This is a genomic window from Constrictibacter sp. MBR-5 (genome assembly GCF_040549485.1).
In the GTDB taxonomy this organism is placed as follows: Bacteria; Pseudomonadota; Alphaproteobacteria; order JAJUGE01; family JAJUGE01; genus Constrictibacter.
The window spans coordinates 105,895-129,545 of record NZ_JBEPTK010000012.1 but is presented as its reverse complement, the minus strand read 5'-3'; the positions used below and the strand labels follow the sequence as shown (position 1 = coordinate 129,545).

18 protein-coding genes are annotated in these 23,651 nt (G+C 70.1%); 8 read left to right on the top strand and 10 right to left on the bottom strand.

All coding sequences use genetic code 11. The annotated features are described in order from the left end of the window. Positions 1-59 precede the first annotated feature (59 nt). Both ABIE65_RS21095 and recA read right to left on the bottom strand, forming a co-directional pair. Positions 60-863 carry an SDR family NAD(P)-dependent oxidoreductase gene (locus tag ABIE65_RS21095; protein WP_354080468.1) on the bottom strand — a complete coding sequence of 268 codons (804 nt, stop codon included), beginning with the start codon at positions 861-863 and terminating at the stop codon, positions 60-62. Between the two features lie 98 nt (positions 864-961). Continuing rightward, on the bottom strand, positions 962-2,029 hold the full coding sequence (gene recA / locus ABIE65_RS21090; RefSeq protein ID WP_354080467.1) for a recombinase RecA: 1,068 nt from the start codon (positions 2,027-2,029) through the stop codon (positions 962-964). A 337-nt stretch (positions 2,030-2,366) separates the two neighbouring features. Between recA and ABIE65_RS21085 the strand changes: the two genes are divergently transcribed. Together ABIE65_RS21085 and ABIE65_RS21080 are read left to right on the top strand one after the other, a co-directional pair. Then, a complete protein-coding gene (locus ABIE65_RS21085; RefSeq protein ID WP_354080466.1) occupies positions 2,367-3,536 on the top strand; it encodes a pyridoxal-phosphate-dependent aminotransferase family protein in 1,170 nt (389 codons plus the stop codon). A gap of 151 nt (positions 3,537-3,687) precedes the next feature. Continuing rightward, a complete protein-coding gene (locus tag ABIE65_RS21080) occupies positions 3,688-5,547 on the top strand; it encodes a glycoside hydrolase family 15 protein (RefSeq protein ID WP_354080464.1) in 1,860 nt (619 codons plus the stop codon). Positions 5,548-5,569: 22 nt separating this feature from the next. On the opposite strand, the gene ABIE65_RS21075 is transcribed toward ABIE65_RS21080, so the two are convergent. Both ABIE65_RS21075 and ABIE65_RS21070 read right to left on the bottom strand, forming a co-directional pair. Then, positions 5,570-8,989 (bottom strand): carboxyl transferase domain-containing protein, encoded by a 3,420-nt coding sequence (locus tag ABIE65_RS21075; RefSeq protein WP_354080463.1) that lies wholly within the window; start codon positions 8,987-8,989, stop codon positions 5,570-5,572. 120 nt (positions 8,990-9,109) lie between these two features. Next, entirely contained in the window at positions 9,110-10,249 is a 1,140-nt protein-coding gene (locus tag ABIE65_RS21070; RefSeq protein WP_354080461.1) for an AI-2E family transporter, read from the bottom strand. A 190-nt stretch (positions 10,250-10,439) separates the two neighbouring features. Between ABIE65_RS21070 and ABIE65_RS21065 the strand changes: the two genes are divergently transcribed. From ABIE65_RS21065 to ABIE65_RS21055, 3 genes are all read left to right on the top strand, one after another. Further along, on the top strand, positions 10,440-11,732 hold the full coding sequence (locus ABIE65_RS21065) for an aspartate aminotransferase family protein (protein WP_354080460.1): 1,293 nt from the start codon (positions 10,440-10,442) through the stop codon (positions 11,730-11,732). A gap of 115 nt (positions 11,733-11,847) precedes the next feature. Then, a complete protein-coding gene (locus ABIE65_RS21060; protein ID WP_354080459.1) occupies positions 11,848-12,654 on the top strand; it encodes a TIGR02587 family membrane protein in 807 nt (268 codons plus the stop codon). Between the two features lie 7 nt (positions 12,655-12,661). Next, complete coding sequence (locus ABIE65_RS21055) at positions 12,662-13,111, top strand: TIGR02588 family protein (protein WP_354080458.1); 450 nt, start codon at positions 12,662-12,664, stop codon at positions 13,109-13,111. On the opposite strand, the gene ABIE65_RS21050 is transcribed toward ABIE65_RS21055, so the two are convergent. Next, positions 13,108-14,187 (bottom strand): amidohydrolase family protein, encoded by a 1,080-nt coding sequence (locus ABIE65_RS21050; protein ID WP_354080457.1) that lies wholly within the window; start codon positions 14,185-14,187, stop codon positions 13,108-13,110. The two genes, ABIE65_RS21055 and ABIE65_RS21050, sit on opposite strands and share 4 nt — an antisense overlap. Positions 14,188-14,203: 16 nt before the next feature. Further along, positions 14,204-15,085 (bottom strand): TauD/TfdA dioxygenase family protein, encoded by an 882-nt coding sequence (locus ABIE65_RS21045; RefSeq protein ID WP_354080455.1) that lies wholly within the window; start codon positions 15,083-15,085, stop codon positions 14,204-14,206. A gap of 177 nt (positions 15,086-15,262) precedes the next feature. On the opposite strand from ABIE65_RS21045, the gene ABIE65_RS21040 reads away from it, so the two are divergent. Continuing rightward, positions 15,263-15,778 carry a DUF421 domain-containing protein gene (locus ABIE65_RS21040; RefSeq protein WP_354080454.1) on the top strand — a complete coding sequence of 172 codons (516 nt, stop codon included), beginning with the start codon at positions 15,263-15,265 and terminating at the stop codon, positions 15,776-15,778. A gap of 25 nt (positions 15,779-15,803) precedes the next feature. Here the strand turns inward: ABIE65_RS21040 and ABIE65_RS21035 are convergent, their stop codons facing one another. Further along, positions 15,804-16,433, bottom strand: coding sequence for a TIGR04282 family arsenosugar biosynthesis glycosyltransferase (locus ABIE65_RS21035; RefSeq protein ID WP_354080453.1), 630 nt, complete (start codon positions 16,431-16,433; stop codon positions 15,804-15,806). After that, a complete protein-coding gene (locus ABIE65_RS21030) occupies positions 16,426-17,115 on the bottom strand; it encodes a TIGR04283 family arsenosugar biosynthesis glycosyltransferase (protein WP_354080451.1) in 690 nt (229 codons plus the stop codon). Before ABIE65_RS21030 ends, ABIE65_RS21035 begins: the two co-directional genes overlap by 8 nt. A gap of 121 nt (positions 17,116-17,236) precedes the next feature. Here ABIE65_RS21030 and ABIE65_RS21025 point away from each other — a divergent pair, with 121 nt between their 5' ends. Continuing rightward, positions 17,237-18,205 (top strand): radical SAM protein, encoded by a 969-nt coding sequence (locus ABIE65_RS21025; protein ID WP_354080450.1) that lies wholly within the window; start codon positions 17,237-17,239, stop codon positions 18,203-18,205. 28 nt (positions 18,206-18,233) lie between these two features. Here ABIE65_RS21025 and ABIE65_RS21020 read toward each other — a convergent pair whose 3' ends face one another. Then, entirely contained in the window at positions 18,234-18,596 is a 363-nt protein-coding gene (locus ABIE65_RS21020) for a response regulator transcription factor (RefSeq protein WP_354080449.1), read from the bottom strand. 328 nt (positions 18,597-18,924) lie between these two features. On the opposite strand from ABIE65_RS21020, the gene ABIE65_RS21015 reads away from it, so the two are divergent. Further along, entirely contained in the window at positions 18,925-22,197 is a 3,273-nt protein-coding gene (locus tag ABIE65_RS21015; protein WP_354080448.1) for a PAS domain S-box protein, read from the top strand. 63 nt (positions 22,198-22,260) lie between these two features. Here the strand turns inward: ABIE65_RS21015 and ABIE65_RS21010 are convergent, their stop codons facing one another. Then, positions 22,261-23,637: a sigma-54-dependent transcriptional regulator gene (locus ABIE65_RS21010; RefSeq protein WP_354080446.1), complete on the bottom strand. Its 1,377-nt coding sequence runs from the start codon at positions 23,635-23,637 to the stop codon at positions 22,261-22,263. Between the last annotated feature and the right edge of the window lie 14 nt (positions 23,638-23,651).

The window sequence follows — 23,651 nt, the reverse complement described above, 5'->3', positions numbered from 1 at the left end:
ATAGGCCGCGGCGTCGCCCGACAATTGTGCTGGTGCGGCGGGCGGTGCCGGCGCGCCGGTCAGTTCATCAGGCGCCCGCCGTTCACGTCGAGCGTCGTGCCGGTGATGTAGCTGGCGTCGTCCGAGGCGAGGAAGAGGATGGCCGCCGCGATCTCCTCCGGTCGGGCGGCGCGGCCCAGCGGGATCGCCGCCATCCGCGCCGCCTGATCCGCCGGGTCGAGCGCCTCGTAGCGGCTGCGCACGCGGTCGGTGAAGACCGTGCCGGGGGCCACCGCATTGACCGCCACGCCGTTCGCCGCTTCCTCGAACGCCAGCTTGCGGGTGAAGCCGATGACCGCGGCCTTGGCGGTCGAATAGTGCAGGTTGGAGATCTCGCTGATGCCGCGGCCGGCGATCGAGGCGAGGTTCACGATGCGGCCGTAGCGCCGTGCCCGCATGCCCGGCAGAACGGCGCGGGTCATCAGAAAGGCGCTGGTCAGGTTGATCGCCAGGAACCGGTCCCATTCGTCGCGTCCCAGGTCCTCGATCGGCCGCGGATTGGCGCCGAATCCCACATTGTTGATCAGGATGTCGGCGGGGCCGAGGCCGGCTTCGGCCGTGTCCGCCGCCGCCCGCACCTGCGCCTCGTCCGTCGCGTCGCCGGTGACGTAGAGGAGGCGGTTGCCGCCGTCGCCTGCGTCGCGGCGCAGTGCCGCGGCGAAGTCTCCGTCCTCCGGCTCCATGTCGATCACCGCGAGGCGGCCGCCTTCGGCGAGGAAGCGCAGGGCGGTGGCGCGGCCGATGCCCTTGGCGCCGCCGGTCAGGATGGCGGTGCGGCCCTCGAAGCGCCGGCCGTGTGCGAAAGCGTCGGAAGACTGGTCCACGGGCTGTTCCTCCTCGCAGTGTTTTCCGCAGTGTCGCACGCGGAAAACACTGCGCGAAGGTGCCCCCCAAGGGTGGAAGGGAGGCCGCTCCGCCCGGCCTACTCGTCCGAGGGTTCGCTGTCGGGGCCGGTGATCATCGCCTCGGCGACGAGGCCCGCATTGGCGCGGATCGCCTTCTCGATGGCGTCGGCGACGTCCGGGTGCTCGCGCAGATAGGTCTTGGCGTTCTCGCGGCCCTGGCCGACCCGGTCGCCGTTGTAGGAGAACCAGGCGCCCGACTTCTCGACGATGTTCGCCTGCACGCCGAGGTCGAGCAGCTCACCCGTCTTCGACACGCCCTGGCCGTACATGATGTCGAATTCGACCACCCGGAACGGCGGCGCCATCTTGTTCTTGACGACCTTGACGCGGGTCTGGTTGCCGGTGACGACGTCGCGCTCCTTGATCGCGCCGATGCGGCGGATGTCGAGGCGGACCGAGGCGTAGAATTTCAGCGCGTTGCCGCCCGTCGTCGTCTCCGGGTTGCCGAACATGACGCCGATCTTCATGCGGATCTGGTTGATGAAGATGACGATCGTGCGCGACTTGGAGATGGAGGCGGTCAGCTTGCGCAGCGCCTGGCTCATCAGGCGGGCCTGCAGGCCGGGCAGCGAATCGCCCATTTCGCCCTCGATCTCGGCGCGTGGCACGAGGGCCGCGACGCTGTCGACGACCAGGACGTCGAGGGCGCCCGAGCGCACCAGCGTGTCGACGATCTCCAGCGCCTGCTCGCCGGTGTCCGGCTGCGAGATCAGCAGTTCGTCGAGGTTGACGCCGAGCTTCTTGGCGTAGGACGGGTCGAGCGCGTGTTCGGCGTCGACGAAACCGCAGACGCCGCCCTTCTTCTGCGCCTCGGCGACGACGTGCAGCGCCAGGGTCGTCTTGCCCGAACTCTCCGGCCCGTAGATCTCGATGACGCGGCCGCGCGGCAGGCCGCCGATGCCGAGCGCGATGTCGAGCCCGAGCGAGCCCGTCGACACCACGTCCGCCTCGACCGGCGCCTCGCGCTGACCGAGCCGCATGATCGAGCCCTTGCCGAACGCCTTCTCGATCTGGCCGAGAGCGGCGTCGAGCGCCTTCTGCTTGTCCATGCTGTCCTTTTCGACGAGGCGAAGTGCGGTCGACATGTGCGAGGGCTCCCTTATTCCACAGCGTCCGCGTCCTGCGCAACGAAAGGGCGGCGGACGGATTTCGACAGCGCCCGATGCGGCGTCCTTGATGCGCAATGTACGCGGTTTGTTCCTGTTCCGCAAACGTTCTTTTGCCCGATTCACGGCGGCGGAGGTCGTCGTATGCAACCGGCGTTTGCAACATATTTTAAGTCCCGTGTTCGAGCCTCCGCCTGGGCAGGCGCCGAGGGCCGTTGCGCGACGGAGCTTGCCGCGGCCCGTGACCGACAGCCTTTCCGTTTGCGCCGATATTCCGCACGGCGATAATGCGCGACCGAACGGAGAGGACCTTCCCATGGCGGTACAACGCGGCCGGCACTTCCTGCAGATCCCCGGGCCGAGCAACGTGCCCGACCGCATCCTGCGGGCGATCGACAATCCGACCATGGACCATCGCGGTCCGGCGTTCGGCGTCATGTCGCGCGAGATCCTGCAGGGCCTGCACGGCGTCTTCGGCTGTGCCGGGCCGGTGATCATCTACCCGGCCTCCGGCACGGGTGCCTGGGAGGCGGCGCTGGTCAACACGCTCTCCGCCGGCGACCGCGTTCTGATGTACGAGACAGGTTGGTTCGCGACGCTCTGGCGCGAGCTGGCCGGCAAGCTGGGGCTCGAGGCGGAGTTCCTGTCGGGCGACTGGCGGCACGGCGCCGACCCGGCGGCGATGGAGGCGCGTCTGCGCGAGGATCGTGACCACGCGATCAAGGCCGTCTGCGTCGTCCACAACGAGACCTCGACCGGCGTCACCAGCCGCGTCGCCGAGGTGCGCGCCGCGATCGACCGCGCCGGCCATCCGGCGCTGCTGATGGTCGACACGATCTCGTCGCTGGGGTCGATGGACTACCGCCACGACGACTGGGGCGTCGACGTCACGGTGGCCGGCTCGCAGAAGGGCCTGATGCTGCCGCCGGGCCTGTCCTTCAACGCGATCAGCCAGAAGGCGCTCGCCGCGTCGAAGTCGGCGCGGCTGCCGCGGGCCTTCTGGGACTGGGAGGCGATGCTGAAGGCGAACGCCACCGGCTATTTTCCCTACACGCCGGCGACCAACCTGCTCTACGGCCTGCGCGAGGCGATCGCCATGCTGGAGGAGGAGGGCATGGCGAACGTCTTCGCCCGCCACCACCGGCTGGCCGAGGCGACGCGGCGCGCCGTGCGCGCCTGGGGCCTGGAGGTGCTGTGCCAGGAGCCGCAGGAGTACAGCAGCGTGCTGACCGCCGTCCTGCTGCCCGAGGGGCACGACGCCGACGTCTTCCGCCGCATCACCCTGGAGAAGTTCAACATGTCGCTCGGCAACGGCCTGGGCAAGCTGCAGGGGCGGGTCTTCCGCATCGGCCATCTGGGCGACATGAACGAACTGATGCTGTGCGGCACCCTGGCGGGAGTCGAAATGGGCCTCGCCGCCGCAGGCGTTCCGCACGCCAAGGGCGGCGTGCAGGCGGCGATGGACTATCTGAACGGCAACGCCTGAGGCCCACCGCGCGCCCCGCGGCATTCCGCTTCGGAACATCCACGGCGTCATCCCGTTGTCATCACGTCGTTTTCGGAGCGGCGGGGTGTCGCGCGGCCGGCGCACGCCGGGGCCTCCCGGCTCCCGCTCCGGCCTGAGGAGAGACGGGCTGATGGAGACATACCTGCCGCTGCCGATCGAGGGCTACGCCCTGATCGGCAACACCTTCACCAGCGCGCTCGTCGGCAGGAACGGCTCGATCGACTGGCTGTGCATGCCGCATTTCGACTCGGCCGCCTGCTTCGCCGCACTGCTCGGCACGAGCGACAACGGGCGCTGGCTGATCGCGCCGCAGGCGGCGGCCCGCAGCGTCACGCGGCGCTATCAGGGCGACACGCTGATCCTGGAGACGGTGTTCACGACCGACGAGGGCGAGGTCGCGGTCATCGACTTCATGCCGGTGCCACCCGACGATAGCCGGATGGACCTGATCCGCATCGTCGAGGGGCGGCGCGGGCGGGTCGCCATGTGCATGGACCTCGCCCTGCGCTTCGACTACGGCCGGGTGAAGCCGTGGGTGCGGCGGATGCCGAACGGCATCAACGCCATCGCCGGCCCCGACGCGGTTCAGCTGACTGCGCCGGTGGACATGCGCGGCGAGGCCTTCCACACCGTCGCGGACTTCACTGTGGCGGCGGGCGAACGGGTGCCCTTCTCACTCACCTGGCGCCGCTCGCATCTGGCGCCCTGCCTGCCGATGGATGCCGAGCGGGCGCTGGACGTGATCCGCGAACTGTCCCGGAGCTGGATCGAGCGCAACACCTATCGCGGCAAGTGGGACGCCGAGGTCAAGCGCTCGCTGCTGACCCTGAAGGCGCTGACCTTCTCGCCGACCGGGGCGATCGTGGCGGCGCCCACCACCTCGCTGCCCGAGCATCTGGGCGGCGTGCGCAATTGGGACTATCGCTATTGCTGGCTGCGCGACGCGACGCTGACGCTCTACTCGCTGCTGACCTGCGGCTATCGCGACGAGGCGGCGGCGTGGCGGGCCTGGCTGCTGCGGGCGATCGCCGGCGACCCGTCGGAACTGCAGATCATGTACGGCCTGGCGGGCGAGCGGCGCCTGCTGGAGCACGAGCTCGACTGGCTGCCCGGCTATCACGGCAGCAAGCCGGTGCGGATCGGCAACGCCGCCTTCGACCAGTTCCAGCTCGACGTCTACGGCGAGGTGATGGACGCGCTGCACGCCGCGCGGCGCTTCGGGCTAGAGCCGGACGACGACGCGTGGCGCATGCAGCAGACGATGCTGCACTATCTCGAGGACCGGTGGGACCGCGAGGACGAGGGCATCTGGGAGGTGCGCGGGCCGCGGCGGCACTTCACCCATTCGAACATGATGGCTTGGGTGGCGTTCGACCGTGCCGTGAAGGCCGTCGAGGAGTCCGGCCGAGACGGGCCGGTCGAGCGCTGGCGCGCGGTGCGCGACCGCATCCACGCCGACGTCTGCGCACGCGGCTACAGCGAGGAACGCGGCACCTTCGTGCAGTATTACGGCGGCGACGCGCTCGACGCGGCCCTGCTGATGATCCCCCTGGTGGGCTTCCTGCCTGCGGAGGACCCGCGCGTCCGCCGCACCATAGAGGCGATCGAGCGCGAGCTGACGGTCGATGGGCTGGTGCTCCGCTACCACTCCGAGGAGGTCGCCGACGGACTGCCGCCGGGCGAGGGCGCGTTCCTGGCGTGCAGCTTCTGGCTCTGCGACGCGCTGGCGATGATCGGCCGCCGCGACGAGGCGGTCAACCGGTTCGAGAAGCTGCTGGCGATGTGCAACGACGTCGGCCTGCTCGCAGAGGAGTACGACCCGAAGGGGAGGCGCCAGCTCGGCAACTTCCCCCAGGCCTTCTCGCACATCGCCCTGATCAACACGGCGCACAACCTGAACCCGTCGGCCGAGCCGGGGCCCGGCGTGCGCCATGCCGGCGGCGAGCCCGACCGCGCCGCCCGCAGCCACCAGCAGGGGCAGGCGGACTGACGTCCGGCGCGGACCTTACCACCTACCAGGTGTCGATGTTCGGCCGCTTCTTGCCGGCGCGCGGCGGGATCGGCGGCAGGGAGCGCAGGCCGGACATGATCCAGCGCCGCGTGTCGGCCGGGTCGATCACGTCGTCCAGCTCGAAGAAGCTGGCGATCGACAGCGCCTTGCCCTGCTCGTACATGCCGGCGACGCGCCTGTCGTAGGCGGCCTTGCGCTCGGCCGGGTCCTCGATCTTCGCCAGCTCGTCGCGATAGCCCAGCTTCACGGCACCCTCCAGCCCCATGCCGCCGAACTCGCCGGTCGGCCAGGAGATGGTCATGAAGGGCGCGTGGAAGCCGCCGCCGGCCATGCCCTGGGCGCCCAGGCCGTAGCCCTTGCGCAGCACCACCGTGAAGACCGGCACGGTGATGTTGGCGGCGATCACGAACATGCGGCAGCAGTGGCGGACGAGGCCGGTGCGCTCGTATTCCGGGCCGACCATGTTGCCCGGCGTGTCGCACAGCGACAGGATCGGGATGTCGAAGGCGTCGCAGAGCTGCATGAAGCGGGCGGCCTTGTCCGAGGCGTCGCTGTCGATGGCGCCGCCCAGGTGCATCGGGTTGTTGGCGATGACGCCGAGCGGCCGGCCCTCGACGCGGATGAAGGCGGTGACGATGCCGTGGCCGAAGCCGCGCCGCACCTCCAGTACCGAGCCGGCGTCGGCCAGCGTGTCGATCACCCGGCGCACGTCGTAGACGCGCAGCCGGTTCTCCGGGATGGCGCGGCGCAGCAGGCGCTGGTCGGCGCAGTCCCAGTCGGCGACGGGGCCCTGGAAATAGGACAGGTATTTCTTCGCGACCGCGACGGCCTCTTCCTCGTCGGCGACGGCGATGTCGACCACGCCGTTCGGCACCTGTACCGACATCGGGCCGACTTCCTCGGGCTTGAACACGCCCAGGCCGCCGCCCTCGATCATGGCGGGGCCGCCCATGCCGATGGTCGAATTGGCGGTCGCGATAATCACGTCGCAGCAGCCGAGCAGCACGGCGTTGCCGGCGAAGCAGCGGCCGGACGTGATGCCGACCAGCGGCACCAGGCCCGACAGCTTGCCGAAGCGCTGGAACGCCTCGGTCTGCAGGTTGGCGCCGAACATCACGTCGGTGTCGCCAGGCCGGCCGCCGCCGCCCTCGGCGAACAGGACCAGCGGCAGGCGCCATTCGTGCGCCAGCTCGAACATCCGGTCCTTCTTCTGGTGGTTCTTCTTGCCCTGGGTGCCGGCGAGGACGGTGTAGTCGTAGGCGACCACCATCGTGCGCGCCGCCTCGTCCGGGAAGCGGTCGCCGTTGACGCGGCCGATGCCGCAGACCAGGCCGTCGGCCGGCGTGCGGTCGATCAGGTCCTGCATCGCCATACGCTGGCGCCGGGCGGCAAGGGTCAGGGCGCCGTACTCGATGAAGCTGTCGGGATCGACCAGATCGTCGACATTCTCGCGCACGGTGCGCTGGCCGGTCTTGCGCCGGCGTGCGACGGCGTCGGGCCGGGCGGGGTCGAGCGTCTTCGCCTTGCGCGCCAGCACCTCGGCGAGGTCGGGCCGGATCGCGTCCAGGTCTATCTCCTCGTCGGCCGCGGCCTCGCCCGCGCCGACGTCGGCCTCCTCGATGAAGGCGAGCGGATGGTCCTCCAGCACCGTGTCGCCGCGCTCCACGGTGATCCGGCGGACGATGCCGGAGACCTGGGCGGCGATGACGTGCTCCATCTTCATCGCCTCCATGACCAGCACCTGCTCGCCCTGGCGCACGGCCGCACCTTCGCCCACGGTGACGCTGACGATGGTGCCCTGCATCGGGGCGGGCAGCGGCACGGTGTTCTCCGGCCCGGTCACGTCGGACGGCGACGCCGTGTCATAGGCGGACGGCATCGCCTCGGCCACCACGTCGGCGCCGCCGTCCTTGCCGTAGGCCAGCACGGCGAGCGGATCGGCCGCGTCGACGCGGGCGCCGACGCGTCGCGTCGCGGCGGCGGGCTCGAAATAGAGGCGCTGGTGCGCCGCCGGGTCGGTCCCGATCAGCGCCGGCCGCTCCTCAATGAAGCCGGTATGCACGCGGCCGGCGAGGAAGTCGGGATCGCGCAGCACGTTCTGCAGGAAGGGCGCGTTGGTCGGGGCGCCGGCGATGCGGAACTCGGACAGGGCGCGATAGGCCTTGGCCGCGGCGCGTTCCAGGCCGCCGTGCGCGCCGTCGCCGGCGGCGTGGACGATCACCTTGGCGAGCAGCGAGTCGAAGCGCGGGTTGGTACGGTAGCCGGGATAGCCGTAGCCGTCGACGCGCACGCCGGGGCCGGCGGGCGGTTCGTAGGCGGTGAGGGTGCCGCCGGCCGGCTTGGCCATGCCGCCTTCGCCCATCGTCTCCAGATTGACGCGCAGCTGGATGGCGGTGCCGCGCGGCGCCGGCACGCGGTCGCGGCCGAGGCCCAGCGCGGCCAGGGTCCCGCCGCCGGCGATCTCCAGCTGTAGGCGGACGATGTCGAGACCGGTCACCTCCTCGGTGACGGTGTGCTCGACCTGCAGGCGGGCGTTCGTCTCGATGAAGGCGAAGGGCGCGTCCTCGCCCTCCCGACTGGCGTCGAGCAGGAACTCCACCGTGCCGGCGTTGCGGTAGCGCACGGCCTCGGCGAGGTTCAGCGCGGCACCGAGGATCCGCTCGCGCACGGAAGGCGACAGGTTCGGCGCCGGCGCGATCTCGACGATCTTCTGGCGCTGGCGCTGGACGCTGCACTCGCGCTCCCACAGGTGGCAGACATCGCCGGTGCCGTCGCCCAGGATCTGCACCTCGATGTGCCGGGCCTTGGGGAACAGGCGCTCGGCGTAGAGGTCGCCGTTGCCGAAGGCGGCGCGCGCTTCCGACGCGCAGCGCTCGTACGCTTCGGGGAGGTCCTCCGCCCGGCGCACCGGGCGCATGCCGCGTCCGCCGCCGCCGGCGGCGGCCTTTAGCATGACCGCGCCGTTCGGGCCGAGCGAGGCGAAGAAGGCCTTCACCTGCTCCAGCGTGCTGACACCCGCGGTGCCCTCCAGCACGGGCACGCCGCAGCGCTGCGCCAGGGTCCGGGCGCTGGTCTTGTCGCCGAACAGGTCCAGTGCGTCCGGATCCGGTCCGACGAAGATGATGCCGGCCTCGGCGCAGGCGCGCGCGAAGCCGGCATTCTCGGCGAGGAAGCCGTAGCCGGGGTGGATGGCGTCGCAGCCCGCCTCCCGTGCCACGCCGATGATGCGCGCCGCGTCCAGGTAGGCGGCGACACCGGTGCCCGGCAGCGGCCGCGCCTCGTCCGCCTTGCGGACGTGCAGCGACGTGGCATCGTCCTCGGAGAAGACGGCGACGCTGCGGATGTCGAGTTCGGCCGCGGCGCGGGCGATGCGGATGGCGATCTCGCCGCGATTGGCGATCAGGAGCGAACGGATTGGCACGGGGGACGGGCTCTCGTCTGTAGCGGCGCTTTGTCCGTACAGGTTAGCAGGCGGCAGCGGGCGAGAGCCAGGGGCGGCGTGGCCGCCCGCTGCCGTGCCCAACTCGGCCGTTCTCATCCCTCAGTCGTCGTCGTCGTCCGGCGTGTCGCGAGCCGCGAGGAACTCGCCGAGGCCGTGCATGCCGTCGACATGGTCGGCGAAGACCTTCATGACGACCAGCATCGGTACGGCGATGATCGCGCCAACGATGCCCCACAGCCAGCCCCAGAAGGCGACGGCGAGGAAGACCGCGACGGAGTTCATCTCCAGCCGGCGGCCGACCAGCATCGGCGTGATGATCTGCCCCTCCAGGATCGTGCAGACGGCATAGACGGCCGGGGGCAGGAGGATGGCGCCGGGCGTGTCGAACGTGACGAGGCCGATCGCCCCGACCAGCAGGATGCCGATGCCGGCGCCGATATAGGGGACGAAGTTCAGCAGCGCCGCGACGATACCCCACAGGGCCGGATTGGGCAGGCCGACCGCCCACATGCCGATGCCGATCGCCACGCCCAGGCCGGCGTTGATCAGCGAGATGGTCAGCAGGTAGCGCGAGACCTCGCGCTGCACGGTCCGCGCGATGCGTATCCCGCGCTTCTTGTCGGACAGGGTGGGCAGCGTCTTCACCAGCTTTTCGAAGAACATGTCTCCGGAGGCCAGCAGGAAGAGCAGCAGGACGAGCGTGAGGCCGACCTTGGCCAGCACCTCCGGCACGCCGGTTGCGGCGCGCGACAGCAGGCCTGGCTCGGCGAGGACGACGCGCTGCGCCCTCGGGTCGCCGTTCTCCGCCATCTTCTCGACGCGGTTCGAGGCCTCGACCACGGCGTCGACGGGGCGGCGCAGGGTGGCGATCTTGCGCTGTACGTCGCGGGCGACGGTCGGAGCCTCGGCGATCCACTGGGTCACCGGGCCGCTCAGCCCATAGGCGGCGGAGCCGATGCCGAGCAACACGGCGACCACCAGGGCGACGGCGGTGATGCCTTCGGGCACGCCACGCCGTGCCAGGCCGCGCACGATCGGGCTCAGCACCAGCGCCAGCAGGAACGCCAGGCAGACGGGCAGCAGGAAGTCCTTGCCGAAGAACAGGGCACCGAGCAGCAGGAGCAGGAAGGTGCCGACCACGGCCGCGCGCAGCGTCTTGTCGACCGGCTGCGGGGCGGCGGCATGTGCGGTATCGCCCGGCGCCGCCACGGCGGCCGTTGCCTCGCTGTGTTCCTGCATTCGTTGGATCTCCCCCGGACATCGCACTAACCGCGCCGCGCGGCGCGCGTTCCGCGCCGTCGGGCCGGCGGCGCACGATTCTTGCTAGTCGATGCCGGACTGGACGGGAGACGTCGCCTCGGCCTTGTCTCGCCGGCCGTCCCGCAAGATGATCCCGTCCACAGCCCGACACCGAACGGAGCCGACCCCAATGTCCAAGCTTGTCCGCAGCGATGCAGAGCGCGACCTCGTCGACACGGCGCGCCGTGTCCTTCCGGGCGGCACGTTCGGCAACTTTCCCGGCGACATCGTCATCCGCTCCGGCAATGCCGGCCGCGTGACCGACGTCAGCGGCAACGAGTATGTCGACTACCTGCTGGGCTCCGGCCCGATGTTCGTCGGCCACAACCATCCCGAGGTGAACGCGGCGGTGCAGGAGCAGCTCGGCCGCGGCTCGACCTTCTTCGCGAACAACGAGTACGGCATCCGGCTCGCCGAGGCGATCGTCGACGCCATGGCCTGCGCCGAGCAGGTGCGCTTCGGCAGCAGCGGCACCGAGGCCGACTTCTATGCGATGCGTCTGGTCCGCGCCTATCGCAAGCGCGACAAGATCCTGAAGTTCGAGGGCGGCTATCACGGCATGAGCGACTACGGGCTGATGAGCCTGTGGCCGAAGCGCCCCGGCAACTTCCCGGTCGCCGCACCCGATTCCGCCGGCATTCCCGATGCGATCCGCCAGGAGATGATCGTCGCGCCCTACAACGACCTGGAAGCGGCAACGGCGCTGATCCGCGAGCATCACGACGAGCTGGCCGGCGTCATCATGGAGCCGTTCCAGCGCCTCGTACCGCCGAAGCCCGGCTTCCTGGAGGGCATGCGCGCGATCACCGAGGAATACGGCATCCCCCTGATCTTCGACGAGGTCGTGACCGGCTTCCGCTTCGCCTATGGCGGCGCACAGGAACTGTACGGCGTCGTGCCGGACGTCTGTACCCTGGGCAAGATCATCGGCGGCGGCTATCCGCTGTCGGCGGTCGCCGGCAAGGCGGAGATCATGAAGCATTTCGACAAGGCCGCCGTGGGCGACGACGCCTTCATGCCGCAGATCGGCACGCTGAGCGGCAATCCGGTCGCCGCCGTGGCCGGCCTCGCGACGCTGGAGATCCTGAAGCGGCCGGGCGCCTATGACGGCGTCTACCAGACCGGCCGGACGCTGATGGAGGGGCTGCAGGGGGCGCTCGACAATGCCGGCATCGCGGCCCGGGTGGTGGGATCGCCGGTCATGTTCGACGCGATCTTCGCCGCGGGCGAGGTGCACGACTATCGCGGCATGCTCGCCGGCGACCCGGCCAAGGCGAAGACCTTCAACCAGGCGATGCGCGAAAACGGCGTATTCAAGGGCGAGGGCAAGACCTACCTCTCGACCGCCCACGACGCGGCCGACGTGAAGGTGACTCTGGCGGCGTACGAGGAAGCCGCGAAGGCCGTCGCCGCGATGGGCTGACCGCCGGCCGGCACGCGCCGACCCGCCACCAGCCGGAACGCTGCCGCCGTCGCGGCGTTGGTCTGCCACCGGGGACACCCCGTCCCGGGCGGGCTGACGATCGTGCGAGGCTGCCGTGAAGGCGTTGGTCGGACTTGCCCGCGGTTTCGGCGGCGCGCTGATCTTCGCGCTGCCGATGCTGATGACCTCGGAGATGTGGGCGCTGGGCTTCCATATGGATCGGTGGCGGCTCGCGCTGCTCCTCGTCCTGAACATCCCGCTGCTGACGATGCTGTCGTTCCACGCCGGCTTCGAGGAGACCTTCGACTTCGGCGAAGACCTGCGCGACGCCTGCATCGCATACGGCATCGGCATCGTCGCGAGCGCCCTGTTCCTCGCCCTGTTCGGCATCGTCGAGCCGGGCCAGCCGGTCGGCGAGATCGTGGGCAAGATCGCGGTGCAGTCGGTTCCGGCGAGCATCGGCGCTCTGCTCGGCCGCAGCCAGCTCGGCGGCGGCCGCGCCTACCAGCCCCGCGGCGGCCGGACGCCCGGCTATCTCAGCGAACTGTTCCTCATGGCGATCGGCGCCCTCTTCCTGGGCCTCAACGTCGCGCCGACGGAGGAGATGGTGCTGATCTCCTACAAGATGACGGAGTGGCACATCCTGGCGCTGATCGGCCTGTCGCTGCTGCTGATGCACGGCTTCGTTTATGCCGTCGAGTTCCGCGGCGGCGAGGTCGCGGTGGCGTCGCAGCGCCTTTCGGGGCGGGCGTTCGTGCGGTTCACGCTGGTCGGCTACGCGATCGCGCTGCTCATCAGCTTCTACGTCCTCTGGAGCTTCGGCCGGACGGAGGACATGTCATTCACCCAGATGGTGATGGCGGTTTCGGTGCTCGGCTTCCCGGCGGCGATCGGCGCCGCCGCCGCCCGGCTCATCCTCTGAGGGTACCATGGGACGACCGCAGGACGGCGACCGGCAAGGCGCGGATGCGGAGCAGGAGCGGCAGGACGTCGCCGAGGATCCGGGCTCGACCCTGGTGGAGCGGATTGCGGCGTTCTTCTCGGCGCTGCTCATCGCGGCAATGATCGGCCTGGTGCTCTACCAGGCGATCACGGGGGCTGGTGCACGCCACCCCGACCTCGTCACCACCGTCGAGGAGGTGTTGCCCCAGGCCGGAGGCTTCCATGTCGTCTACCGTGTCGAAAACCGGGGCGGCGTGACGGCCGCCGCCGTGCGCGTCGAAGGCACCCTGTCCCACGGCGACGCGATCGCCGACATGGCAGAGGCGGAGATCGACTATGTCGCCGCCCATTCCAGCCATCGGGGCGGACTGATCTTCCGCGACGATCCGGCTGACTACGACCTGCGGCTGCACGTCACCGGCTATCGGCGCCCCTAGCGGCCGGCGGCCTGCGGCAGGTCGAGCCGGTAGAAGCGTGCAGCCGTCCCGTTGAACAGGGCCGTCTTCTCCGCGGCGCTCGCGCCCTTCGCCAGGAGCTTGCAGGCGTTCCAGAAGACGCCGTAGCCGTAGGAGCCTTTGTCGACGGGGAAGTTGCTCTCGAACATGCAGCGGTCGGCGCCGAAGGCCTCGATGCAGGTCTCGATATAGGGCCGCCACGCGTCGGCGAGACGTTCCGACGAGGGCGGGTCGTCGTGCTCGTGGAAGTCGAAGCCGTTGATGCGCATGCCGATGCCGCCGAGCTTCACATGCACGTTGGGCCGCTGCGCGAGGCGGCGGATCGCCGCGGACCAGTCGGCGAAGACCGCATCGCGCCGCCCGGCATAGGCGCCGATGCCGATCGGCCCGCCCACATGGTCGAGCACGATCCCGGTGTCCGGGAAGGCGGCGGCGAGGTCGGTCAGGTCGTCGATCTGCGGGTGGTAGAGCCAGGCATCGAACGTCAGGCCAAGCTTGCCCAACTCGGCGAAACCGGCGCGGAAGGCCGGGTCGGCCAGCAGGTAGCGCGGCGGGCTGTAGCCCGGGTTCATCAGCGACGCATCGGCGTCCCAGGCGGTGATGTGGCGGATGCCGCGGAAGCGCCCGCCGCCGGCCGCGACATGCGCCTCCAGCACCGGGCGAACGCCCTCGCCCAGGCGCAGGTCGGCGTGGCCGACGATGCCGGCGCAGACCCTGGTCGGGCCGTAGATGCCGCTCTCGCTCATCGCGGCGACGCCGGCGACGAATTCGGTCTCGCCGACGGGGCGCATCGCCTCCGGCCCGCCGGCGCGGTGGAAGGCCCGGCACTGGACGAAGACGGTGGCGACGATGTCGTGGCCTTGCCGCGTGTCTGCCAGCAGGTCGTCGAGCATGTAACGCCAGTGCGGCCGGTCCCACAGGTGATGGTGCGGGTCGACGATCGGCAGGTCGGGCTCCAGCGCCGGCTCGCTGCGGCGGGCGAGCCAGTCGTCGCGGACGGCGAGATAGGGGCTCGCGGCAGCGGGAGAGGGGGCGGCAGCGGGGGCGGTTGCGCTCATCGTGACCTCGCGCGGTTCAGGCGACCAGCGCCTGTTCGACCGTTGGGCCGTCGCCGGCGACGGTGGTGCGGCGCATATCGCGCGGTTCGGCCGGATCGAACGGGCGCGCGCGGTGCAGCGTGCAGCGATTGTCCCAGACGACGAGGTCGTCCTTGCGCCATTTGTGCGCATGGACGAATTCCGGCCGCGTCGCGATGTCCATCAGGTCGAGCAGCATCATGCGGCCCTCGGGCACCGGCATGCCGACGATCTCGCTGGCGTGCGAGGCGATGTAGAGCGACTTGCGGCCGGAACCGGGATGCGTGCGAACGAGCCGCTGCTGCACCGGCGGCAGGCCGGCGCGCTCCTCGGCCGTGAAGTCGGTGAAGCCGATGGTGGCGCGCGAATGGAAGATCGAGTGGACGGCGATCATGTCCTCGATCTGCGCCTTGGTCTTCTCGGGCAGCGAATCGTAGACGGCTCGCATATCGGAAAACTCGGTGTCGCCGCCCGCGCTCGGGACGACGCGGCCCGACAGCATCGAGTATTTCGCGGGCACCCGCTTGAACGAGCTGTCGGTGTGCCAGAGCCGGTTCGCGAGGCCGCTCATGCGCCGATAGTCGCTCCCCTCCATCACCTTGTTGTTCTCGTCGAGGTTGGAGACGTCCGACATGTGCTGGTTGATGCGCAGCTTGGCCCCGGGCCGCAGCGTCGCGCGCGAGATCTCGAGCTCGCCGAACAGGCGCGAGAAGGCGAGCTGCTGCTCGTCGTCGATCGGCTGGTCGTGGAAGACGACGACGCCGTAGCGGTCGAGTGCCGCGACGATCTGCGACAGCGTGTCGGCGTCGACCGGCCGGCGCAGGTCGACGCCCTCGATCTCGGCGACGAATTCCGGGTGCAGCGGTTTCACTGCGAGCATGGCGCGTCCCTCGATGTCCGTACTTTTCGCCAGTATGCGACCGTCGTCCGGCGGAGGGCAACGGGGGGATGCGGCGGAAACCGGGCCGGACCGATGAACTGTCGACGGCGCGGACGCGTTAGGCGCGCGACGCCGCGGCAAACTCCGAGGTTCACGAAACGAAGAAGGCTCCCCCCGATGTTCTTCGACAGCTGGTCCGACCTGTTTCGCGTGGTCGTCGTCGGCTCGCTCGCTTATGTGGCGCTGGTGGCGTTCCTGCGGGTGACGGGCAAGCGCACGCTGTCCAAGCTGAACGCCTTCGACCTGGTGGTCACCGTGGCGCTCGGTTCGACCCTGGCGACGGTCCTGCTCAACGCAGACGTGTCGCTGTCCGAGGGGGTACTCGCCTTCGCGCTGCTGATCGGCCTGCAATACGGCATCACATGGCTTTCCGTCCGCTCCGAGCGGTTCCAGGGGATGATCAAGGCCGAGCCGACGCTGCTGCTCTATCGCGGGCGCTACCTGCGCGATGCGATGCGCCGGCAGCGGGTGACCACGGAGGAGATATTGTCGGTGCTCCGGACGGAAGGCGTAACGCGGGTCGAGGATGCCGGTGCGGTCGTGCTCGAAACCGACGGGTCGATCAGCGTGCTGTCCGACCTGGGCGCGGAAACGGCGACCGTTCTGGCGACCACGAACGTGCCCGAGCGTTAGGGTGGGCCGCTGCCAGACGTCGCCACTAAATCAGCCCGAGGGCGCGGCAGCGGTCGAGGTCGGCGATCGCGTCCACGTCCCACAGCGTCGCCGGCTCCGTCCACGAGAGGCGCAGATCGCGCAGGCGGGCGCGCGTCTCCGCCATCACCGTGGCCGTGCTCCAGGTCATGCCGGCGAAGATGCCGGGTGCCGGCCGGCGCAGGCCGACGAGGACGTAGCCGCCGTCCTCGACCGGAAGGAAGACGGCATCATGATCCCGGAGTGCCGCTGCGCAGGCCCGCAGGTGTTCCGGCGTGAGGACGGGGCAATCGGTGCCGACCAGCAGCAGCGGCCCCGGTGCGGCCTCGAACGCGGCCGCCATGCGTGCGCCGAGGTCGCCCTCCGCCTGGCGGCGCAGCGCCACCGTGCCGCGGAGCGCCGCGAAGGCCGGATGCGTGCCGTCGGGCGCGCACCAGAGCGTGACGGGACCGAGCCCGGCCGCGAGCGCCGTCGCCACCGTTCGCGCGATGAAGCGGCCCTGCAGGGCCGCCGCCCCCTCGGCGCCGAGGGCGGGGATCAGCCGGGTCTTGGCGTAGCCGGGGACGGGCGCCTTGGCGAAGACGGCGATGCCGACGGGTTCAGGGCCGACGCGTTGGGGGCCGACGGGTTCAGCCATCGCGCGGCACGTAGCCGTAGCGCCGGGCGAGGGCGGCCGGGTCGGCGCCGAGCGCATAGGCGAGCCGCAGCCGCCACATCAGCAGGATCGTGCCCAGCGCGCCGTTCTTGTCCCAGCGCCGGCCGGACGTCGTCACGCGCTGCCGCAGGCACACGGGGCGCGCCATGCGCCGCAGGCGGGCGGACAGTGCGATATCCTCCATCAGCGGGATGTCCGGAAAGCGGCCGGCGGCGTCGAACGCCGCCCGCCGGACGAAGATCGCCTGGTCGCCGGTCGCGATGCCGGTCAGGCGCGACCGCAGGTTCATCATGGCGGCGACCAGCGGCAGCGCCGGATGGCGGCCTTCGATCGTCACGTCGAAGCGGCCCCAGAGCGCTGCAGGGTCGGCCAGCGCGGCGGCGATCGTCGCCTCTGCGTCGCCGGGCAGCCGCGTGTCGGCATGCAGGAAGAGCAGGATGTCGCCACGTGCGGCTGCGGCGCCCGCATTCATCTGCGAGGCCCGGCCGCGCGGGGCGGTGACCACCCGGTCGCAGTGCGGCGCGGCGATCCCGGGGGTGCCGTCGCGGCTGCCGCCGTCGGCGACGATCACGTCGCAGCCGTTCCGCCGCAACGCCGCCAGCCTGCCCAGGGCGGCTTCGATGGTCGCCGCCTCGTCGAGGGCCGGGACGATGATGGACAGCATCGGCGCACAGCGCCTCCCGTTGAACGCCCGTTGACGACAGGGTGATCGCCTGCCGCGCGAGTCCCGTACCATATCGGCATGCTAAACTCGTACGACGATCCCGCCAGCCGAAGGCCGCTCGATGCTGCACGCCACCGCCTCCGCGATCGACGCGTCGCTCCTCACCCGCGAGGCGGCGAAGTTCCGCGACCCCCTGCGCACCGCCGACGGGCAGGAGCGGGCGGAGGTCGCGCTGCGCCGGCTCGATACGCTCTGGTTCAACACCGGTACGCTCTGCAACATCACCTGCGCCCACTGCTACATCGAATCGAGCCCGCGCAACGACCGCCTCGTCTACATCACGCGGGCGGAGGTGGCGGCCTACCTGGACGAGATCGACGCGGACGGCTTGGGGACGCGTGAGATCGGCTTCACCGGCGGCGAGCCGTTCATGAATCCCGAGATGCCGGCGATGATGGAAGAGTGTCTGTCGCGCGGCTACCGCACGCTGGTGCTGACCAACGCCATGCGGCCGATGGCGCGGCTGAAGCGGCAACTGCTCGACCTCAACCAGCGCTTCGGCGCGCGGCTGACGATCCGCGTCTCGCTCGACCACCATACCCCGGAGCGGCACGAGGAGGAGCGCGGGCCGCGGACCTGGCAGCCGACGCTCGACGGGCTGATCTGGCTGTCGCGGAACGGGTTCGACCTGAGCGTCGCCGCCCGCACCCTCTGGGGAGAGAGCGAGGAGGCCGAGCGCGCCGGCTTCGCCCGTCTGTTCGCCGCGCACGGGATCCCGGTGGACGCGAGCGATCCGTCGCGGCTGGTCCTGTTTCCGGAGATGGATCCGGCGGCCGTGGTGCCCGAGATCACGACCGCCTGCTGGGGCATCCTCGGCAAGTCGCCGAACGACGTGATGTGCGCCGGATCGCGCATGGTGGTGAAGCGCAAGGGCGCCGACGCGCCGGCCGTCGTCGCATGCACGCTGCTGCCTTACGACTCCGCGTTCGAACTCGGCCGCACGCTGGCCGAGGCGTCGGGGCCGGTGCGGCTGAACCACCGCCACTGCGCCAAGTTCTGCGTGCTGGGCGGCGCCAGCTGCAGCGCGTGACGCCGGGCGGGACCGCCCGGCGAGGCCGTCAGGCCGAGCCGGTCACCAGGCCGATCGTTTCCTGACAGAGCGGCTTCTGGAAGCAGGCATCGGCGCCGAGCGATCGGGCCACCGGCAGCAGGTCGAGTTTCACCCGCTTCCCACCCGCCGACATTGCGACGATGCGCAGCCGGGGCCTGAGTTTGCGCGCCGCCTGGATCAGTTCGAGCCCGTCCATTTCGGGCATCAGGACGTCGGTGACCAGCGTGCCGATCTCCGCATCGTGCATGAGCATCCGCAGCGCCTCCCGGCCGTTGCAGGCTTCCGCCACGATCTCGCCGGCGCGGCCGAGAAGATGCACCGCGATCATCCGGGTCAGCTGGTCGTCGTCCACCACCAGGATCTTCGTCATCGATCCTGTCCCAGCCGATGTGAGGCCTCGGGGCGGGCGCTTCGCGCCTGCCCGCGATGGGCGGACAGCGTAAAGATCTGGGCCGTCATCTGCGTGTCTCCGGTGAGAGGTTCATCCTCTGTCCGCAAGCGCAGTGCCAGCCTGCAAATCCACGGTCTGCGCCGTTCCGGCGCCCGGCCGGCGGCGCAGAATGCGAGTGGCGGACAAACTGTCCGGTCGATTCGGCCATCGCCCCGGTGCCCTCGCAGGCAATCGTTCACGTTTGGGTGAGAGGGTCGAGCCTCGGGATCCCAATGGCTGTAGAGGAACGGGCCGGATGCGCTCGAAAGTGCGTTGGACACAGGGGCTGATCTGCGCGACGGGCCTGCTGCTCCTGGCGCTGTTCTGGATCGGCACGACCGTTCATTTCAGCCTGCGCACCGATGCCGCCGTCTCGCAGGCCCGGCGCGACGCCGGCAATCTGGCGATGGCGCTGGAGAAGCAGACCGAGCGCGCCATCAAGGGTCTCGACCAGACGATCCTGTTCATCAAGGCGGACTACGAGAAGAGCGGCGGCGATTTCGACCTGAACGCCTGGACCAGAAAGGCGCCCCTGCTCAACCCGCTTGCCCTGCAGGTCGCGATCATCGATTCGGACGGCATGCTGAAGGATACCAGCCTCGGCGTGCCGGCGAAGCCGATCGACCTCAGCGACCGCGAGCATTTTCGGATGCATACCGATCGGGACACCGGCCTGTTCATCAGCAAGCCGGTCCTAGGGCGCGTTTCCGGCCAGTGGTCGGTCCAGCTCAGCCGCCGCCTCGAAAAGGCGGACGGGAGCTTCGACGGCGTTCTCGTGGTTTCGGCCAGTCCCAACTACATCGCCCGCTTCCTCGCCTCGGTCGATATCGGACGCGACGGCGCGGTGACCCTGATCGGGCGGGACGGTTACATCCGTGCCCATGCAACCGGAATGGGGGAACTCTACGGACGTCGGATCGCAGACAGTCCGCTCTTCGACGAATTGAAGCACTCGGCGACGGGCATGTACCGGGCGCGCAGCGTCATCGACGGCGTCGAGCGGATCTACGCCTATCGTGCCGTCGACGAGACCTCGCTCGTCGTTTCGGTCGGCATCTCCGTCGAAGAGCTGCTCGCCCCGATCCGCGGCGACACGGTGGCGTTCCATACCTATGGCGGCATCGGAACGATCTGCTTCATCGGGCTGCTGGTCCTCCTCGTGCGCGAACTCGGCAGCCGCGCCAGGCGCGAAGCCGAAATCTTCGAGAAGAAGCAGAGGCTGGCGAGCGCGAACCAGGCGCTCGCCGAGAGCGAGAGCCGCTACCGGACCGTCGTGGACGATCTGAAGGAGGTCATCTTCAGGACCGACGCCGCCGGGGTGTGGACCTTCCTGAACCCCGCCTGGACGGAAATCACCGGCTATCCCGTGAAGAGCAGCCTCGGCCGCCGCTTCCTCGACTTCATCCACCCGGACGACCGCGCGCTCAACGCCGAGCGCTTCCAGCCGCTGATCGAGCGGCGGAAGGACTATTGCCGGCACGAGATCCGCTACCTCACCCGTGACGGCGGCTATCGCTGGATGGAGGTATTCGCGCGTCTCACCTTGGACGGCGCCGGCAACGTCCTCGGCACGGCCGGGACGCTCAACGACGTCACCGACCGGCACCTGGTGATCGACGCGCTGAAGACCAGCGAGGCGCGCATGCGCTCGATCATGGACGGCGCGCTGGATGCGATGGTCACGACCGACGACTGCGGGCGGGTCATCGAGTTCAACCCCGCCGCGGAGAGGATCTTCGGCTATCCGCGCGACGCGGCGACGAGCCGCCTCCTGGCCGACCTGATCCTGCCGCCGCACCGCCGCGCGGGCGGTGACAACGCGGTGGCGCTGACGGGGCCGCAGGCGGTCCTGGACCGGCGCATCGAGATGACGCTCGTCCGTGCCGACGGGTCCGAGTTTCCGTGCGAGTTCGCGGTGACGCGCAGCGAGGTCGACGGCGAGGTCCTGTTCACGGCGCATCTGCGCGACATCACGCTGCGCCGCGAGTACGAACGTCGGCTCCGGGAGGCGAAGGAGGAGGCCGAGCGTGCCGGCAGCGTCCGCACGAAATTCCTCGCGACCATGAGCCACGAGATCCGCACGCCGCTGAACGCCGTCATCGGCCTGTCCGGGCTGCTGCTCGACATGGATCTCGACGAGAAGCAGCGGCACCATGTGGGCATCCTGCGCGATTCCGCCGACCACCTGCTCTATCTGATCAACGACATCCTCGATCTGGCAAAGTTGGACGCGGACCGGATCGAGATGGAGCACACGGTCTTCGAGCTCGAGCCGCTGCTGGAGAGCTGCGTCGGCATCCTGCAGCCGCGTGCCGATGCGCGCGGCCTGGGCTTGCGTATGACGATCGGCCCCGACGTGCCGCGGACCCTGATCGGCGACCCGGGCCGGATCCGTCAGATCCTCTTCAACATCGCCGGCAACGGGATCAAGTTCACGAAGGCCGGCGAAGTCTCGATACACGCGGAGTGCGCGGGCGAGCGCGACGGACGCGCGCTCATCCGGCTCGTCGTCCGCGACACCGGGATCGGCATTCCCGCAGAGATCATCCCGCAGCTGTTCCAGGATTTCTCCCAGGCGGAAGCCGGTGGCGAGACCCTCGGCGGCACCGGCCTCGGCCTTTCCATCTCCCGTCGCCTCACGGCGAAGATGGGCGGCACGATCGACGTCGAATCCACGCCCGGCCGGGGAACCGTCTTCACCATCCAGCTTCCGCTGGAGCGCGGGCCCAGCCAGGTCCTGGAACGGGAACGGGCGGAGGTGATCGAGCAGGAGATCGGCCAGCACCTGCGGATCCTCCTGGTCGAGGACAATCCCACGAACCAGCTCGTCGCGACCGCGATGCTGGAAAAATTCGGCTGCCGCGTCGACGTCGCCGGCAATGGCTGGGAAGGCGTCCAGGCGGTGCGCGACCTGTCCTACGACGCCGTCCTGATGGACATGCGGATGCCGGAGATGGACGGGCCGACGGCCGCCCGGGCCATCCGCGCGCTGCCGGGCCCGATGCGCGACGTGCCGATCATCGCGCTGACGGCGAACGCCTTCGCCCACGACCGCGACACCTGTCTGGCGGCGGGCATGAACGACTTCCTGCCGAAGCCCTTCTCGGCGACGGCGCTACGCGCCGCCATTCTGGCGGCGGTCGCCAAGGCGAAGCCGGATCCCGCTGCGTCGCCCGTGCCAGGGCACGCCGAAGGAGAGGATGTCGACCTGATCCAGCTCGGCGACCTGGTCGACGGCTGCTCGGAGGCGGATGCCACCCGCTTCCTCGCGATGTTCCTACAGGAGACGGAAGCGCGCCTGGCGCGGATGCGCGGTGCGGCGGCGGCGGGCGAGCTGCCCGCCCTGGCGGTCGAGGCGCATTCGCTGAAGGGGGCTGCGACGACCTTCAGCTGCCCGCGGCTCGGTGCGGCGGCGGCGGCGCTCGAAGTGGCAGCCGACGCCGGCGTCGGCAACGAGGTACCGGGCCTGCTCGACGAGGTGGCGCAGGCGTTCGAGCGGGCCAGCGGGATCCTGTCGCATCGGCTGCGGTCGGCGGCATAGCCGCGACGCGGCCGGCGGTCGCGCGGCCGGCCGTCCGGCAGCGGACGGTCCGGCAGTGGACGGTCAGGCTGCGGTCGGGCCGCTCCATGCGGCGCGCTTGCGGTAGATCGTCTTCACGCTGATGCCGAGCCGTTGCGCCGCGCGCGTCATGTTGCCGTCGCAGAGGGTGATGGCCCGCTCGATCGCCTCCCGTTCCAGATCGTCGAGGGGGCGGATCTCGTCCTCGCTGTCGTCCATCCTCTCATCGGTCCGGCGGCCCTGGGCGAGGTCGAGCACCGGCCCGAGCATCTCGATGCCGACCCGGTCGCCGTCGTGCAGGACGGTGATGTTCCGCACGACGTTCTGGAGCTGCCGCACGTTTCCGGGCCAGGGGTAGGAGGCTAGCAGGGCTTCCGCCTCTGCCGTGAAGCCCTGGAAGCGCTTGCCTTCCTCGGCGGCGAAGCGGCGCAGCAAATGGCGCCCGATGATGACCGCGTCGTCGCCGCGATGGCGCAGCGGCGGCAGGTGGATCGGCAGGACGTGGAGACGGTAGTAGAGATCCTCGCGGAAGCGGCCGGCGCGGACCTCCTCCATGGGATCCCGGTTGGTCGCGCAGACGAACCGCACGTCCACCTGTTCCGGCCGGTCGCTGCCGACCTTCTGCACGACCCCCGTCTGCAGGAAGCGCAGGAGGCGCGTCTGCAGGGTCAGGTCCATGTCGCAGATTTCGTCCAGGAAGAGGGTCCCACGGTGCGCGCGCGACGCGGCGCCCTCGCGGTTCGCCGTGGCGCCGGTGAACGCGCCCCTGGTATGGCCGAAGATCTCGCTCTCGATCAGGTCGCGGGGAAACGCGCCGCAGTTGATCGCCACGAACGGCCCGGCGGCACGGCCGCTGCGCCGGTGGATCGCCTCGGCGCAGACCTCCTTGCCGGTGCCGCTCTCCCCGGTGATGAACACGGTCGCGGTGCTGGCGGCGGCCTGTTCGACGATGCGGTAGACCGCCTGCATCGACGCGTCCGTGCCGACGAACCCCTCGAACCCCTCGCCGGCGCCGGTGGGCGACAGGATGCGCACCAGACGGGACAGGCGGTGACGCTCGAGGCTGTTGCGCACGGTGGTCAGAAGCCGCTGGGTCGCGAACGGCTTGACCAGGAAATCCTCGGCGCCACCGCGGATCGCGTCCACGGCACCGTTGATCGAGCCGTGCGCGGTAATGACGATGACCGCCGCGTCGGGGTCGGCGTGCTTGATTTCCTTCAGGAGGTCGGCGCCGTCGCCGTCCGGCAGCCTGAGATCGAGCAGGACGACGGCGGGCGGATCGGCGGCGACGACCGCGCGCGCCGCCGACAGCGTCGCGGCCTGCACCACGCGCGCCTGCTCGTCCCTCAGCGTGTAGCTGTAGATCTCGGCGAGCGACTGGGAATCTTCGACGATCAGTACGAGCGGAAGGGAATCGATCATGCATCCTCCGAATC